At 70.1% G+C, this 15,680-nt stretch carries 17 protein-coding genes; 6 read left to right on the top strand and 11 right to left on the bottom strand.

Translation table 11 applies throughout. From position 1 onward, the window contains the following. The 5 genes from TY25_RS35390 to TY25_RS35370 form a co-directional block, all read left to right on the top strand. A partial coding sequence (locus TY25_RS35390) for an NAD(P)-dependent oxidoreductase (protein WP_042263813.1) occupies positions 1–589 on the top strand: 589 nt, incomplete at its 5' end. Positions 590–693: 104 nt separating this feature from the next. After that, positions 694–1,566, top strand: coding sequence for an isocitrate lyase/phosphoenolpyruvate mutase family protein (locus TY25_RS35385; RefSeq protein WP_226887329.1), 873 nt, complete (start codon positions 694–696; stop codon positions 1,564–1,566). Then, the gene (gene aepY, locus TY25_RS35380; RefSeq protein WP_042263757.1) at positions 1,563–2,714 is read left to right on the top strand and encodes a phosphonopyruvate decarboxylase; all 1,152 of its coding nucleotides are present in this window, start codon (positions 1,563–1,565) and stop codon (positions 2,712–2,714) included. Before TY25_RS35385 ends, aepY begins: the two co-directional genes overlap by 4 nt. Further along, the gene (locus tag TY25_RS35375; RefSeq protein ID WP_042263755.1) at positions 2,704–4,095 is read left to right on the top strand and encodes an aldehyde dehydrogenase family protein; all 1,392 of its coding nucleotides are present in this window, start codon (positions 2,704–2,706) and stop codon (positions 4,093–4,095) included. Before aepY ends, TY25_RS35375 begins: the two co-directional genes overlap by 11 nt. A 32-nt stretch (positions 4,096–4,127) precedes the next feature. Then, positions 4,128–4,931 (top strand): SDR family NAD(P)-dependent oxidoreductase, encoded by an 804-nt coding sequence (locus tag TY25_RS35370; RefSeq protein ID WP_042263753.1) that lies wholly within the window; start codon positions 4,128–4,130, stop codon positions 4,929–4,931. Here the strand turns inward: TY25_RS35370 and TY25_RS35365 are convergent. The 9 genes from TY25_RS35365 to TY25_RS35325 all read right to left on the bottom strand — a co-directional run bounded on the left by TY25_RS35365 (position 4,913) and on the right by TY25_RS35325 (position 13,796). Next, entirely contained in the window at positions 4,913–5,149 is a 237-nt protein-coding gene (locus tag TY25_RS35365; protein WP_042263750.1) for an acyl carrier protein, read from the bottom strand. The genes TY25_RS35370 and TY25_RS35365 overlap by 19 nt on opposite strands. Then, positions 5,149–6,591 (bottom strand): class I adenylate-forming enzyme family protein, encoded by a 1,443-nt coding sequence (locus TY25_RS35360; protein ID WP_042263748.1) that lies wholly within the window; start codon positions 6,589–6,591, stop codon positions 5,149–5,151. The genes TY25_RS35365 and TY25_RS35360 overlap by 1 nt, the downstream gene beginning before the upstream one ends. Positions 6,592–6,593: 2 nt before the next feature. Then, positions 6,594–7,919 (bottom strand): aminotransferase class III-fold pyridoxal phosphate-dependent enzyme, encoded by a 1,326-nt coding sequence (locus tag TY25_RS35355; RefSeq protein ID WP_042263747.1) that lies wholly within the window; start codon positions 7,917–7,919, stop codon positions 6,594–6,596. 34 nt (positions 7,920–7,953) lie between these two features. Next, positions 7,954–8,706: an ABC transporter permease gene (locus TY25_RS35350; protein ID WP_042263746.1), complete on the bottom strand. Its 753-nt coding sequence runs from the start codon at positions 8,704–8,706 to the stop codon at positions 7,954–7,956. Next, positions 8,703–9,650 (bottom strand): ABC transporter ATP-binding protein, encoded by a 948-nt coding sequence (locus tag TY25_RS35345; RefSeq protein ID WP_162184250.1) that lies wholly within the window; start codon positions 9,648–9,650, stop codon positions 8,703–8,705. The genes TY25_RS35350 and TY25_RS35345 overlap by 4 nt, the downstream gene beginning before the upstream one ends. Next, entirely contained in the window at positions 9,647–10,795 is a 1,149-nt protein-coding gene (locus tag TY25_RS35340; protein WP_052383407.1) for a serine hydrolase domain-containing protein, read from the bottom strand. The genes TY25_RS35345 and TY25_RS35340 overlap by 4 nt, the downstream gene beginning before the upstream one ends. 58 nt (positions 10,796–10,853) lie before the next feature. Beyond that, a complete protein-coding gene (panC, locus tag TY25_RS35335; protein WP_042263743.1) occupies positions 10,854–11,693 on the bottom strand; it encodes a pantoate--beta-alanine ligase in 840 nt (279 codons plus the stop codon). A gap of 191 nt (positions 11,694–11,884) precedes the next feature. Next, entirely contained in the window at positions 11,885–12,565 is a 681-nt protein-coding gene (locus tag TY25_RS35330) for a response regulator (RefSeq protein ID WP_042263742.1), read from the bottom strand. Continuing rightward, positions 12,555–13,796 (bottom strand): sensor histidine kinase, encoded by a 1,242-nt coding sequence (locus tag TY25_RS35325; RefSeq protein WP_052383406.1) that lies wholly within the window; start codon positions 13,794–13,796, stop codon positions 12,555–12,557. The genes TY25_RS35330 and TY25_RS35325 overlap by 11 nt, the downstream gene beginning before the upstream one ends. Before the next feature lie 165 nt (positions 13,797–13,961). Here TY25_RS35325 and TY25_RS35320 point away from each other — a divergent pair, with 165 nt between their 5' ends. Then, positions 13,962–14,531 (top strand): hypothetical protein, encoded by a 570-nt coding sequence (locus tag TY25_RS35320; RefSeq protein ID WP_201773743.1) that lies wholly within the window; start codon positions 13,962–13,964, stop codon positions 14,529–14,531. Here the strand turns inward: TY25_RS35320 and TY25_RS35315 are convergent. Both TY25_RS35315 and TY25_RS35310 read right to left on the bottom strand, forming a co-directional pair. Continuing rightward, on the bottom strand, positions 14,522–14,848 hold the full coding sequence (locus tag TY25_RS35315) for a hypothetical protein (RefSeq protein ID WP_042263741.1): 327 nt from the start codon (positions 14,846–14,848) through the stop codon (positions 14,522–14,524). The genes TY25_RS35320 and TY25_RS35315 overlap by 10 nt on opposite strands. Positions 14,849–14,909: 61 nt before the next feature. Next, complete coding sequence (locus TY25_RS35310) at positions 14,910–15,647, bottom strand: GNAT family N-acetyltransferase (RefSeq protein ID WP_042263806.1); 738 nt, start codon at positions 15,645–15,647, stop codon at positions 14,910–14,912. Positions 15,648–15,680: the final 33 nt, after the last annotated feature.

The raw sequence follows: 15,680 nt of genomic DNA, 5'->3' as shown, positions 1-15,680 counted from the left end.
CCAGCGGTGGAATATTCACGCGGGCGGCGTACCGCGGCGGGTGTCGACGTGTACCGCGGGGATCATCGGCTTCGGCCGGATCGGGCGGGCGACCGCCCGGAAACTCCAGGCGTTCTACAAGACCGTCATCGCGTATGACCCGTACGTCGCCGCCGATCTGATGGCAGGTCACGGCGTCACCGCCGTCGCTTCATTGCACGAATTGTTCGCTGCCGCAGACGCTGTCGTCCTGCACGCGGCCCTGACCGAGGAGACCGATCAGCTGATCGACGCGGGCGCGCTGGCGGCGGCCCGGCCGGGCACGCTGCTGGTCAATGCGGCCAGGGGCCGCCTGGTAGACCCGGCGGCGGTCCTCGACGCGCTCGACGGGAGCCGGCTCGGCGGCTTCGCCTCGGACGTCTTCACGCCCGAGGATCCGAACGACGATCCGGCCGCGCGCAAGCTGTTGCCCAGGCCGGATGTGGTGGTCTCGGCCCACCGCGCGTTTCTCTCGGTGGAGTCCGAGCGCAGTTGCCGGCGCCGGATCGCCGAGGGCGTCGCCCAGGTCCTGGCCGGCGGTCCGCCGCCCGTCGCCGGCCGGGTGACGTGATCCGTGTCCGCCACAACGATTTTCGATCCCGAGTGCGAGAGGCATTGCGCGTGATGGACAACCTCCCCCTTCCGCCGGCCGCACCGGCACGGTGTCACGCCGGTGTGCGGTTGCGCGAACTGCTCGCCGGACCCGAACCGTCGTTCCTGATGGGCGCCCACGACGGACTCAGCGCGCGCATCGCGGCCGAAGCCGGCTTCGCCGGGATCTGGGCGTCCGGTCTGTGCATGTCCACCGCTCTCGGCGCGCGGGACAGTGACGAGGTGTCCTGGGGCGAAATGCTCGATCTGGTGGCCAGGGTCGTCGACGCGGGCGCGATCCCGGTGCTCGTCGACGCCGACACCGGCTACGGCAATTTCAATACCGCACGCCGCTTCGCCGCCCGTGCCGAACGGGTCGGCGCGGCGGGAATGTGCATGGAGGACAAGGTCTTTCCGAAGATGAACTCCTATTTCGGCGACCGGCACCCGCTGGCGCCGGTCGGCGACATGTGCGCCAAGATCGCGGCCTGCCGGGACAAGGTCGATCCCGGCTTCGTGCTCGTCGCCCGCACCGAGGCGCTCATCGCCGGTGCGGGCACGGCCGAGGCGCTGCGCCGCGCCGAGGCGTACCGGCAGGCGGGCGCCGATGCCATCTTCATCCATTCCCGCCGGCGCACCATCGACGAGATCGCCGAGTTCACCACCGGGTGGGCGGCCCGGCTGCCGCTCGTGATCGCGCCGACCACCTACCACACCGTGCCCCGGGAGACGTTCGCCGAACTCGGTATCGCCGCGGTGATCTGGGCCAATCAGTCGATGCGGGCCTCGGTGGCCGCGATGCGCCAGGTGTGCCGATCGCTCTTGCGCGACGGTCCCACCGCCGTCGAGCCGGATATCGCCTCGCTGCCGGAGGTGTTCGGCCTCATGGGATATCCGGAGTTGGAGGCGGACGAGGCGCACTACACCGAGCTGGCGAAGAAGTGGGTGGATTCATGATCGACGCGGACGAATTGCTCGGCGGGTTCGTCGCGCGCGGCGTGGCCGACGTGGTGGGTGTGCCGTGCTCCTACCTCACCCCGATGATCAATCGTGCGGCGTCCGGCTCGGTCGCGGGATACCTGCCGGTGACGCACGAGGGCGAGGCGGTGGCGGTCGCGGCGGGGTGCTGGCTGGCCGGTGCCACGGCCTGCGTGCTGGCGCAGAACTCCGGGCTGGGCAACATGGTGAACCCGCTGACCTCGCTCACCCATCCGAGCCGAATCCCGGTGCCGCTGCTCGTCAGTTGGCGCGGAGAACCGGGCCGCCCGGACGAGCCGCAGCACGAATTGATGGGGGCCATCACGCCGGGTCTGCTCGACCTCCTACAGGTGGGCCACGCAGTGCTTCCCGCCGATGCCGCCGGACTCGACGCCTGCCTGTCCACCGGGTGGGCCGAAATGGCCCGCGAACAGCGGCCTTTCGCGTTCATCCTGCGCGACGGAACAGTGGCGGCCGAACAGCTCGCCGAGCCGCCGCTGCCCTCTCCGGTGCTGCCGACGGTGACCCGGTCGCGGGCCGAACGGGCCGCGCCCACGCGCATGGCGGCACTGGAGGCGCTGGTCGGCGCCCTGCCCGACGCCGCCGCCGTGCTGTCCACCACCGGCAAGACCAGCCGGGAGCTCTACACCCTCGCCGACCGGCCGCAGCACTTCTACCTGGTCGGTGCGATGGGGTCGGCGAGCGCCGTCGGACTCGGCGTCGCGCGGCATACCCGCAGACCGATCGTCGTGCTCGACGGGGACGGTGCGGCGCTGATGCGGCTGGGCACCTTCGCGACGGTAGGCGCGCACGGGACCGCCAATCTGATCCATGTCCTGCTGGACAACGGCGTGCACGACTCCACCGGTGGGCAGCAGAGTCTCGCGGCGCAGGTCGACTTCCCCGCGCTCGCGCGGGCCTGCGGCTATGTCCGCGTGTTCGACTGCGCGGACCTCGCCGAATTCACCGACGCGGTCAAGGCGGCCCAGCTCGAGCCGGGCCCGGCGTTCCTCTACCTCCGGATTCGTCCGGGTTCGGTCGACCGGCTGGGCCGCCCGGCCGTCGGACCGTCCGACGTGGCGCGCCGATTCAAGGCCTTCGTGACAGGAGACCATCATGTTTCGTGACGGCGCGTACCGACCCGCCGCCGAGGAGTTCCCGGTGCACAATCCGTGGACCGGGGAAACCGTCGGATCCGTTGCGCGCGACAGCGTTTCCGAGTTGGACGCCGCCCTCCGCGGCCTGCGCGCGGCCTGGCGACCCCTGCGGCCGGACCAGCGGGCCACCATCCTGCGGACCGCGGCCCGCCTGATCCGCGAACGAGCCGCCGAGCTCGCACCGCTGATCTCGCGCGAATCCGGCGTCTGCCTCGCCGAGACCAGCCGGGAGACCGACCGGGCCGCAACGAATCTCACGGTCGCGGCGAACGAGGCCGAACGCCTGCGCGGGGAGAGCATTCCGGTGCCGGGACATGATCGGCTGGCGCTCACCATGTTCGAACCGATCGGTGTCGTCGCGGCGATCACGCCGTTCAACCGGCCGCTCAATCAGGTGGTCGTGAAGCTCGCGCCCGCCGTCGCGGCAGGCTGCGCGGTGGTGCTGAAGCCCTCGGAGAAAACACCGCTCACTGCCTTGGCGTTCGCCGAGATCATGCTCGAAGCCGGTCTGCCGCCGGAACATCTCGTCGTCACCACCGGTGCACCCGGCGAGCTCGGCCCCGCGCTCGCCGGGCACCCCGACGTCGACATGGTCACCTGCACGGGCTCGGCGCATACGGGCCGCGCGGTATCGGTGGCCGCCGCGGGCAAGAAGCTCCTGCTGGAGCTGGGTGGCAACGATCCGCTGATCGTGTTGCCCGATGCCGATCTCGACTTGGCGGTGCAGCTGACGGCCCAGGGCGCGTTCGCCACCGCCGGGCAGTCCTGCCGCGGCATCAAACGGGTGATCGCCGTGGGCACGGTGGCCGACGATCTCGTCGCGGGGCTAGTCGAGGCGGCGCAGCGGAAACGGGCGGGCGACCCGCTCGATCCCGCGACCGAAGTCGGGCCGCTCATCAGCGCGGACGCCGCGGACACGGTGGCCCGGCGGATCGCCGAAGCCGTTGCCGCGCAGGCGAAGCTGCTGCTCGGCGGCGAACGCCGTGGCTCGCTCATCACGCCCGCGGTGCTCGATCGGGTGCCCGCCGACGCCGAACTGGTGGTCGAGGAGACCTTCGGCCCGGTCGCCCCGGTGATCCGGGTGGCCGATATCGCCGAGGCGATCAGCGTGGCGAACTCGACCAGGTACGGCTTGCAGGCCGGGGTGGTGACAAGCGACGTCGCCGCCTTCACCACGCTCGCGGCGGCGCTACGGGTCGGCGCGGTGAACCTCAACGCGGGACCGCATTTCGACTCTCCGCACCTCCCGTTCGGCGGCGTGAAATCCAGCGGACTCGGCCGTGAAGGGATTGCCTACTCGATCCGCGAGATGAGCACCGTCAAGACGGTCACCCTGCCCTACCCGCGGTAAACCCTTCGGACCTCGAGAGTCAGGACGCATCGATGACCACACACCCGGACCTCACCCCCGCCGCTCTCGACTACCAGGCGCTCTTCCGGCTCGACGGCAAGCGCGCCGCGGTCATCGGCGCGGGCAGCGGCATCGGACGCGAATCGGCGCTCGCCCTGGCGGCGCTCGGCGCCGAGGTGGTGTGCGCCGATATAGATCTCACCCGCGCCGAGGAGACGGCGCAACTGGCGGGCTCCCCCACCGTCGCCCTGGCACTGGATGCGCGGGACGCGGACGCCGTCGCCGCTGCCGCCGCCGAGCTACCCGACCTGGACGTGCTCGTCTTCACCACCGGTCGTAATGTGCGCAAGCGCCTGTTCGATTATGCGACAGAAGAATTCGATGCGGTGCTGGACCTGAATCTGCGCGCCGCCTTCCACCTGATCCGGGCGTTCGGCAAGGGCATGGTCGCCCGGGGCGGCGGTTCGATCGTCGGCATGTCCTCCATCCGGGCGGTCACCGTCGAACCGGGGCAAGCCGTGTACGCGGCGACCAAGGCAGCGCTGGTCCAGCTGATCCGCGGGGCCGCGGCCGAATTCGGCCCGGCCGGGGTGCGGGTGAACGCCATCGCGCCCGGGGTCGTGCGCACCCCGCTCACCGACTCGATCTTCGCGGAACCGCAGTGGCGGGCGGCGTACGCGTCCAAGAGCGCGCTCGGACGCTGGGCCGAACCGAGCGAAATCGCCGGGGCCGTCGCGTTTCTGGCCGCGGACGCGTCCAGCTTCGTCACCGGGACGATGCTGTACGTCGACGGCGGCTGGACCGCCGTCGACGGCCGCTACGACCCGCCCTGCTGACTCACAGCACGCGCATCGCCTCCTGGACGAAGGACCCCCATGTCGGGCGCCTCGAACAGCAGGTGCATCGGCACCTCGGTGTCGAATTCCGCGCGCAACGCGGTCATCAACTCGCCCGCGAGCAGCGAATCGCCGCCCAGTTCGTAGAAGTTCGCGCGCGGTTCGGTGTAACCGGTGCCGCACACCCGGCCGACCACGGCCCAAACCTTTCGCTCCACTACGCCTCCTGGTCCGCTGTGCGCAATTTGCCCGCGGCGCTGCGCCGGACGTCGGCCACGATCTCGATCGTCCGGGGCAGCTGCGCTCTGCTCAGCTCCGCGCGGCAATTGCGCCACAGCTCCGCGAGCACTTCCCCCGAATCCGTTCCGCGAATGGCGACTTCGGCATGCACCACCTCGCCGAGGCGGCGATCGGGCAGCGCGCGGACCCGCACATCGCGCACCGCGCCATGGCTTTCCAACACCCGCTCGATATCGCGGGGAAAGACCTGCACGCCACCGACATCGATGGCGTCGTCGCGACGGCCGACCAGCGTCACATAGCCTTCGGCGTCCTGCCACGCGAGGTCGCCGACGCTGAAATACCCGTCCACTTCGGCCAATCCCGGTCCGTCGCCCAGATAGGTCGGCTGCGTGGCGTTCTCGTCGGTCATGAACAGTTCACCGGTCGTGCCGACGGCGACCGGCTCGCGTCGCTCGTCCAGGATCCGGACCGAACAGTGCCGGGGGCGGCCGACCGAGCCGGGATGAGCCAGCCATTCGTCGCCGCGGATGCTGAGCACGCCGATCCGTTCCACGCTGCCGTACTCCTCGTACACCGTGCTCGGCTCCACCAGGTCCAGCCAACCCCGTTTCACCGATTCCGGGCAGCGCGCCGCGGTGTGCACGACGAGGCGCAACGAGGAGAACCAATGTCGTTCCCGCCCACTGGCTTCCAGCAGCGTGCCCATTTGCGCGGGCACGGTCCGCACCACCTGTACCCCTTCGGACCTCAGCAATTCCAGGAACAGTTTCGGCGAGGCGTTCGCGGGCACGATGATGCGATGCCCCAGCGCGAGTCCGTGATACAGCGCCCCGAAACCCGCGTGGTACAGCGGAAGACCTACCATCTGGGTCTGTCCGTAGCCCAGACCGCGCGCGCTTTCCTTGCTGCTCAACGGCCCCGACGAGGCGTACGCCCACGGGCGGTTGCGGACGACCAGTTTCGGGACACCGGTGGTCCCGCCGGACAGCGAGACCGATCGAGGTAACCCGTCCGCCGGCAACCCCGGCGGCGCGACCGCGCGCCGGTGGTAGGAAACCAGGCCCAGGTCGTCGCCTTCGACCACCCAGCCGCGTGGATAGCGTTCGACGATGCGCTCTTTCGTCGCGGCCGACCAGCGGTGGTCCACCGGAATGACGGTGGCGCAGGCCTCCCAGAGCGCGAGGGTGGCCACGACGTGACCGATACCCGACGGCAACGCGACGGCCGCGACCGCGCCTTCGCGCAGACCCGCGTCCCGGTACTTCGCGGCGTGCTCGTGCACCTTCTGCACCAACCCGTGCCAGCTGATCTCGGCGCTGGTGCCCGCGGAGAACCCGCGCACGCGCACCGCGCACTCGGCCGGGCGCTGCGCCGCCGTCTGCTCGACGAGTTCGTTGATCGCGACGGTGCCGCCCATGCTCACACCTCCGTGACGTATTCGTCGGCGAGCGAAAGCGTTTCGTCCAACAGCGCCATCCCTTCCCGCAGCTCCGACTCCTCGATGACCAGCGGCGGGCACACCAGGATGATGTTCCAGTGGGTGAGCAGATACAGGCCCTTGCGGAAGGCCTCGGCGGTCAGCCGCGTCATCGGCGCGGCGTCCGCGGCGTCCGGATTGAACGGCACCAGTGGTTCTTTCGTCACCCGGTCGCGCACCAGCTCCAGCCCCCAGAAGCAGCCGGTGCCCCGGACGTCCCCGATCGACGGATGCCGATCGGCCAGCGCCCGCAGCTGCGCCTCGATCAAGTCCCCCAGTCGATTCGAGCGCTCGATGAGCCGCTCCTTCTGGTACACGCCCAGCACGGCTACGGCCGCCGCGCAGCCCACGGGGTGGGCGCTGTGCGTGAGCCCGTACGGGAAGGTGGCGTCCTGTAGCCAGCCCGACAACCGGTCGCTCACCGCGACGGCCGCCAGCGGTATGTACCCGGCGGTCAAGCCCTTGGCGCAGGTGATCATGTCCGGCACGACATCCCACCGGTCGCACGCGAACCACGTTCCGGTGCGCCCGAATCCGGTCATCACCTCGTCGAGGATCAGCATGATGCCGTGCTCGGTGCACACGTCCCGGATGCCCTGCAGATAACCGTCGGGCGGCATGATCACGCCGTTGATACCGGTGATCGGCTCGATGATCACCGCCGCCACGTTCTCGGCGCCCTCGTACTGGAGCAGCTCCCGCAGATGCGGCGCGCCCGAACACACGGGGCACGGCGTGGGATGCCCGGCCGGACAGCGGTAGGTGTAGGGGTCGAGCATGCGCACCACGCCGGGCATGCCGGGCTCGCCGGCCCAGCGGCGCGGCTCGCCGGTCAGCGTCAACGCACCCGCGGTGCTGCCGTGATAGGACCGATAACGCGCAATCACCTTGCTGCGCCCGGTATATGCCCGGGCCAGACGGATGGCCGCCTCGTTCGCCTCCGTGCCGCTGCAGGCGAAGAAGAACGAGTTGAGATCGCCGGGCGTGATCTCGGCGAGCCGGTTCGCCAGCTCCTCGACGATCTCCACGTCCCAGGGCCGCCCGAGCGTGGCCATGGTGGCCACCTGCTTCTGCACCGCCTCCTGCACCTCCGTACGGCCGTGTCCCAGGTTGGCGTTCACCAGTTGGGAGCCGAAGTCGAGATACGACCGTCCCGCGGCGTCGAAAAACCGGCAGCCGTCGCCGCCGACGATGCGCGGCGGCGCCTCCCCGCCCTGCCGCGACCACGACTGGATGACCCGTCCCCTGGGTGACGTTGTCTCTGCCATTTCCTTGACACCTCCGATTACCTGTGGCGCGCGTTCAGCGAATGGCCACGCGACGCTGACTACTGGGGTCGAAGGCCAGCGTCGCGACGATCGACAACACGCACGCCCAGCCGACGAGTACGAGCAGATGCGGCGCGATGCTCGCCAATCCCCCGTGCTGGGCCAGCACTTCGCGCATCCCGTCCACCGCCCAGTACTGCGGGGTCAGCGGCGCGAGCGGCTGATTCCACCCGGGCAGCAACCGCACCGGGACCACCGCGCCCCCGAGCACGCCCAGGCCGAGCACCACCAGCTGGCACAGGTTCTGCATGGCCGAGACGTTGCGCGTGAGCGAGACGAGCACCAGGCCGAGGGCGATCGCGGTCCAGGCGATGGACAGGATCAAGACGGTGAGGGCGACGAGCGATCCGTTCACCGTCGCGCCGAACAGCACCCGGCCCGTGCCGATCAGCAGCGCCATCTGCGCCGCGGACAACAGGAAGTACGGCACGGCCAGCTGCAGCACCATCGTCGCGCGGGACAGTCCACTGGTGCGGACCGAACTCCAAGCGCCGGAAGCGTGTTCGCGATAGTGCGCGGTGCCCATGAACATCATGACGTAGAACCCGAACATGATGGTGAAGCCCGGCACCGTCTGGTCGGCGCCGGCGCCGTCGGTCAGGCGCGCGAAGGCGTCGCTCAGCAGGGCCTGCATCAGCAGCGGCGCCGCGAACAGGAAGACGAACAGCGTCGGGTCGTGCCGCCAGGTCGCCGCTTCTTTCCGGAGGAAGGCCCAGGTGAGCGTCATCGCGCCGCCGATCCGGGCGCGCGCTCGACGGCGTGCAGGAAGGCGTTCTCCAGCGACACCGGCACCGCGCGCACGTCCTTGACGGGCAGGTTGCTCGCGCCGAGCACCCGGACCACGGTGGCGACGTGCTCCGGCTGCTCCGCGCCCACCCGAATCCGACCGCCGTGCAACGTGATCCGGATCCCGGGCAACGCCGCGCGCAACAGGGTCGTGACGGCTTCGGTCTGATCGCTGACGATCTCGCAGTACGGTCTACCGTATTCGGCCACAAAGCTTTTCACGTCTGCGGTGGCGACGACCCGGCCCGTGTCGAGCACCGCGACGCGGTCACAGAGGCTTTCGGCTTCATCCAGGTGGTGCGTCGTGTACAGCAGCGTCGAGCCCTCCCCGCGCAGCTCGCGGAGCAGGCGGTGGATGGCCTGCCGGGAATCTATGTCGACGCCGGTGCTCGGTTCGTCCAGCACCATCAGCGGTGGCGCGTGCACGATGCCCATTCCGATCGACAGCCGGCGGCGCTCGCCGCCCGACAGGTGCGCGCCACCCCGGTCGGCGATGTGGCTGAGCCCCAGCCGTTCCATCACCTCCGCGGCCCGGCGCCCGGCGGCGGCGCGCGATATCCCCCGCACGATCGCGGCGAAACGCAGGTTCTGCCACACGGTCATCGGCAGGTACACCGTATTGTCCTGCGGGACATAGCCGATGCGCCGCCGGATCCGGCGTCCGTGCCTGCGCACATCGGTGCCGAAGACCTCCACCTGCCCGGCGGTCGGTTTGACCAGCCCGCAGATGATGTCCAGCGCAGTGGATTTCCCGGCGCCGTTGCGGCCGAGCAACCCGAATATCTCGCCGCGCCCGACGGTCAGCCCTACGTCGTCCAAGGCCAGGAACGACCCGTACTTCTTGCGCAGACCGCGCACCCGGACGATCGGTTCGTCAGTGGTCACGTCCATGACGAGGCCTGACGTGCCACGATCTCGCGGACCTGATCCCGATAGTGCACCGCGCGCCCGTAGCACTGGGTCATCAGCACCGCGCCGAGTCCGGTGGGGATGTCGTACACGAAGCTGGTCGCGGCGCGCCCCAGCCAGCCGACGGTGTGCGCGCGCGGATCCAGTGCGGCCCAAGCCGGATCGCTGCTCGGCACGTGCAGCCCGTAGGAGAAGCCGTAGCCCTTGCCCGGGATGTAATCCGGACCGGTACCGGCCAACGGCCCGATCTGGTCGACGAAGAGTTCCCGGGTGAACGGTCCGAGCGCCGGGATCGACAGCACGCCGTCGCGATCGGGCGTGATCGCGCACAGCAGCGTGGCGAAGTCCGCGGCGCTGGCGTAGCCGCCGGACCCGGCGGATCGCCACACCGGCCGCTCCTGATGGGTCACAAGGTCTCTCGGGGTCGCGGGGGCGTCGGCGCACGGCTGGGCGACCCGGTCCAGGTCGGCGGCGGCGACGCTGAATCCGGTGTCGCGCAGGCCGAGTGGACGGCACACCCGCTGTTCGACGATCTCGTCCAGCGGCCTGCCGTCCGCGGTCTCGAGTACCCGGCCCAGCACGTCCATCGCCATGCCGTACTCCCACACCGTGCCGGGGTCGGCCGCGAGCGGTTGGCGGGCCAGGTTGTCCACCACCTCGTCGAGGGTGTGCCGCGCGGCGGTGTGCTCGTACTTGCGCACCTGCGCTGTCGCGTAATACGGCGCGAGGTGCGCCGAGGTGTGGAACCCGCCGCCGATGCCCGCGGTCTGCCGCAGCAGATCCTGCAGCGACGGTGGCCGTTTCGGTGGCCGCAGCACATCGTCCGCGGCCACGCGGCTCGCGGCGAAACCGGGCAGCCACGCGGCGACCGGATCGGTCAGCCGAATTCGGTTCTCGGCGGCCATCGCCAAGGCGGCCAAAGCGGTGCAGACCTTCGTCATGGAGTAGATGCGGAAGAGGGCGTCGTCGCGCATGGGCAGACCGGCTTGCGGGTCGAGCTGCCCGACGGATCTCAGGTCGATCAGTGCTCCGTTGTCGGTCACCGCGACGACCGCGCCGGGCAATCGGCGGGCGCCGACCTCCGCCGACACGGCCGCCAGCAGCTCCGCCATCATGTCCATCGTCGCCTCCCGCGCCCCGACCCCCCTGAATCCGATACTGCGGCACCGACTCTCGGTGCTACACCGCTATGTTGTCGATCAGCCGGGTGCGGCCTACCCACCCGGCGGCCACCAGCCTCGCGTCCGGCACGCCGGCGCGCACCGGGTCCAGCGTTTCGGGGTCGACCAGTTCGAAGTAGTCGATCCGCCGGATACCGGCTGCGGTCAGGGCGTGCCGTCCCGCGGCGAGCGCCTCGTCCACCGGGCCGTTCTCGGTCCGCAGGCGTGTCGCCGTCTCCGACAGGATGCGGAACAGCGCGGCGGCGGTCGGTCTTTCGGTGTCGCCGAGGTAGGCATTGCGCGAGGACAAGGCCAGACCGTCCGGCTCCCGCACGGTCGGTACCGCTCGCACCTCGACCGGCAGGCCCAGGTCGCGCACGAGCGCGCGCATTACCACCAGTTGCTGGAAGTCCTTCTCCCCCAGATAGACCGCGGTCGGCGCGAGCATGATCAGGATCTTCGACATCTCGGTGGTGACCCCGGCGAAGTGAGTCGGCCGACCCGCGCCGCACAACACCGCGGAAAGGTGCGGAATCGCAACGTGCAATCCGAAGCCGGGCGGGAAAAGCTCGGCCGCCGTGGGCAACCACGCGATGTCGGCCGCCGCTTTCTCGCAGAGCGCCAGATCCCTTTCTTCGTCGCGGGGGTAGGCGTCGAAGTCCTCGTTCGGCGCGAATTGCAAGGGATTCACGAAGATCGAGGCGAGCACCACCTCGTCGCGTTTCCGTGCCTCGTGGACCAGGGCCAGATGTCCCTCGTGCAGAGCGCCCATGGTGGGCACATAGCCGATACTCTTGCCCCGCGCCCGCGGTTCGGCCAAAACCTCGTGCAATTCCGCCGTACTCCGGACAACGATCATCGCGTCAATTCCCTCAGCGAAACTCACAGTAGCCACCGCCACCGATGCCGGAAAACTCCCACACTCGATGCCCACGGCGAGCTTAACAGGAGTCGCGATCCCCAGTTCTCGAATCCGGCTTACTCCGAACGGCTTTCAGAATTCAGCGGATGAATTCCGGTCATTTCGCCGCACCGGGCGCCGCGCGGCGGTCAGCGATTGCCCGGGATCACGATGCCGGTTTCATACGCGAGCACGACGAGTTGGGCGCGATCACGCACCGACAGCTTGGTGAGCAGCCTGCCCACATGGGTTTTCACGGTGGCCACGCTCAGGTGCAGCGTCACCGCGATCTCGGCGTTGGAGCGGCCCGCCGCGACATGTTCGAGCACTTCGCGCTCGCGCCCGGTGAGCGCGGCGGGCCCGTCCGGCAGCGCGGGCAGTGCGGCGGGCCTGCGGGCGAACGCGCTGATCATCCGGCGGGTGATGCTCGGTGTGAGCAGGGCGTCACCCGCGGCCACCACGCGGATCGCGTGCAGCAGTTGCTCCGGCGGGGAGTCCTTGAGGATGAAACCGCTTGCGCCGCTGCGCAGTGCCTGGAAGACGTGCTCGTCCTGATCGAAGGTGGTGACGATCAGGACGCGCGGTCCGTCCGCGTCGGCGGCCAGATGCCGCATCGCTTCCAAGCCGTCCATGATCGGCATCCGGATGTCCATCAGCACCACGTCGGGCCGCAGCTGCCGGGCCAGCCGGACCGCCTCCCCGCCGTTGCCCGCCTCACCGAGCACGCGCAGATCCGTTGCGGATTCGACCAATACCCGGAACCCGGCGCGGACCAGGGCTTCGTCGTCGGCGATCAGCACCCGGATCGGATGTTCGCGATCAGCGCTCATCGTGGTCCCGCGACAGCGGAAAGGATGCGCGGACGGCGAAGCCGCCCTCGACCCGCGGACCGGCGTCGAGCCGGCCGCCGAACAGCGAAACCCGTTCGCGCATCCCGAGCAATCCGAGTCCGGAACCGCTGCCGTCGGGCTCGGCCGCGCGGCCTGCCGCCGGACCGGCATCGGTGACCGATACCTGCAATTCGGTCGGCGCATGCCGGATTTCGACCCTCGCCCGGTCGGTGTGCGCGTGCTTGACGACATTGGTCAGCGCCTCCTGCACGATCCGATAGGCGGTGGTCTGCAACAGCGGCGGGACCTCGACCGGGGCGCCGACCACCTCGTACGCCACGGCCAGCCCCTCGTGCCGTAAGCCCTCGACCAGGTCCGCGATCTCGGCGAGCCCCGGATCTTCCGGTTCGGGGTCCGGGCCGCACTCACGAATCTGCGCCAGCACGCGCCGTAACTCGTGCAACGCCGAGCGACTGGCCGTCTCGATCGCGCCGAGCGCCGCGCGCGCCTCCCCCGGCCGTTCGTCCAGCACCAACCGGGCCACTCCGGAACGCACGGCGACCATGCTCAGTGTGTGCGAGATCAGATCGTGTACCTCGCGCGAGACGCGCAACCGCTCCTCGGCCCGAATCCGGCGTTCTTCTTCGCGCGCCTGCCGAATCTGCTGCTCCGCCAAGCTGTTCCGATACGCACGGCGGGTGCGCAGCATATCGCCGAGCAGCCAGGCGGGCACCGCGATCAGCAGTTGCACGAAATTCTGTTCCTGGTCGGGATGCAGGTCCGCGCCGAGCCAGCCGACTATATAGAGCGCGACGAGCGCGCCGCCGGTGACGAGCAGCGACTCGCGGCGCGGGCGGCGGTCGGCGAGGGCGAGCACGGCGACGCCGAAGGCCGGACCGGTGTTGCTCACCCACGGCGTGAAGCGGACGCCGAGCAGGGCCGCCGAGCACAGCACACCCGCCACCGCGACGACGACCGCGACCGGCCACCGCCGCCGCACCAGGAGCGGGAGCACCGCGGCGACGCCGAGTGCCGCGATCGCGGGCGTCGAACCGATCCCGCTGGTCGCGCCGACCAGCACGGGCAGGGTGAAGAGCAGGAAGCAGCCGGCCGCGATCGCGGCATCGATCCAGTCCGGTCCGGGGCCGACCCGGCGCGGGACCGCGATGCGCCGATGAAGCCACGGTGCGGGTCCGGCGATCGAGGTCGGCGGTGTGGTCGTGATCGCCATAGCGCCGACAGTATCCGGCGGTTCGCGCAGGCACATCGCTCCGGGGTCGCGCGCCGGACTCATCCGGAGGTCGCATGCGCGTAGCGGCGTCGGCCTCGCGGCGGTGGCCGTCTCGCGGCCCCGGGATGACGACATCGCCCTGGTCAGCGGGTCAGAGTTGGGGGCATGAACAGTGACGACACCCGGGCGGAGCCACGGCTCTCGCGCCCACTGCTCGGCCTCGCCGCGATCTCGTTCGCGGCGGGTCTGATTTCCGGCGGCGTGATCTATCTGGATCGGTCACCGCAGCCGCAGGCTCACGTCGCGGGGACGGCGGCGTGGGGGCCGCATCTCGTGTTGTTCGTGCTTGCCGCCGCGACCGTCACGTACCTGGTACGCCGGCACGCCCTCTCGCCCGCCGCGTTGCTCGCGCCCGTCAGTCATGGTGCGGCCCAACGCTTGACGCACACGGTGCGGTCGATCCCGACCCACCCGACCGCCTTGCTCCGACTACTGCTCGCCGTCATACCGCTGGCCGTCCTGGTGTACAGCCCGTACCGGATCGGCGTGCAGATTCTGGCCGGTCTCGACCCGAACTTCACCGCGAACGCGTGGGGCGGGCCGAGCTATCCGGGCGCGATGGCCTGCCACTATCTCGACGCGGCCCTGCTGATCGCGGTGTCGGCCTACCTGCTGCACCGGCTGTTGTTACCAGCCGGACGCGGCAAGCAGGCCGAACCTGCGCCTCAGCGGTAGATCCAGATACCCCCGCCGCCGAGCCCCAGCACCCGGTCCACCGGATGCGGCACGCCGTTGTCGTCGTTCTGGGTGCAGTCGTACGGGAACAGCGAATAGTGCCCGTCGCCGCCGCTGCACATCAGCGGACGCGTGGTGCCGTACGGGCTGATCAGGATGCGCGAGGACAGGATCAGGTTGTTCTGTGAAGCGAACTCACCGGACCAGTCGTGCCGGTTGGCAAGCCGGGCGTCCGCGTCGGGATCGGCGGACGCCAGCGGAGCCGCGCCCAGCAGGGCGGTGGCGGCGATACCTACACATGCGAGTACTCGTTTCATAGGAGGACTATCGGCGATACCGCCGCGCTATTACGAAAACCCGGTCGCGCGCGCGATTCGCCTAGCCGAAAACCGGCGTATCGCCCACGGCGGCGGGAGCCTGCACGAGCGTCAGGCGCGAGCGCTTGCGCAACGTGAACCCGAGCGTTTCGTAGAGGCTGATCGCCGTGGTGTTGTGCGCGACCGCGTGCAGGAACGGGGTCTCGCCGCGGGCGCGAATTCCCGCGCCGACCGCGCGGATCAAGCGCGAGGCGATGCCGCGGCCACGGAACTCGGCGTCGGTGCAGACGGCGCTGATCTCGGTCCAGCCCGGCGGGTGCATGCGCTCGCCCGCCATGGCGACCAGCCTGCCGTCGACCCGCAAGCCCAGGTAGGTGCCCATCTCGATGGTCCGCGGCGCGAACGGTCCCGGCTCGGTCCGCGCGATCAGGTCGAGCATCTCCGGGACCGCGGCCGCGGTCAGCACCTCGAACTCCGGGTCGTGCGCCACGCGCAGTGCGGTGCCGTCCATCTGGACCGTTTCCACGGTGTCCAGCACGGTCCAGCCCGCGGGCGGCACGTGCCCCTCGCCACGCAGCGCGGTGCCGCCACCCGGTCCGAGCAGGGTGGCCAGATCGGCCCAGTCCTGTTCGTCCAGTTCCGGCGGATGACCGAAGAACCTGGCGACCTCCGGGTCGTACCGGGCGATCCGCCCGGCCCAGCCCGCGAACCGGCGGTGCGCGCCGAGCAACGAAGTGCGCACCGGATCGTCCAGCGGATGCACCGGGGCAAAGACATCGAGGGTCGACTCAGCGGTCACCGCACACTCCTCCACGACAGCGTTCAACCACCG

The sequence above is a fragment of the Nocardia brasiliensis NBRC 14402 genome (genome assembly GCF_000308475.2).
Lineage (GTDB): Bacteria > Actinomycetota > Actinomycetes > Mycobacteriales > Mycobacteriaceae > Nocardia > Nocardia brasiliensis.
This window is presented reverse-complemented; position numbering and strand designations above follow the sequence as displayed.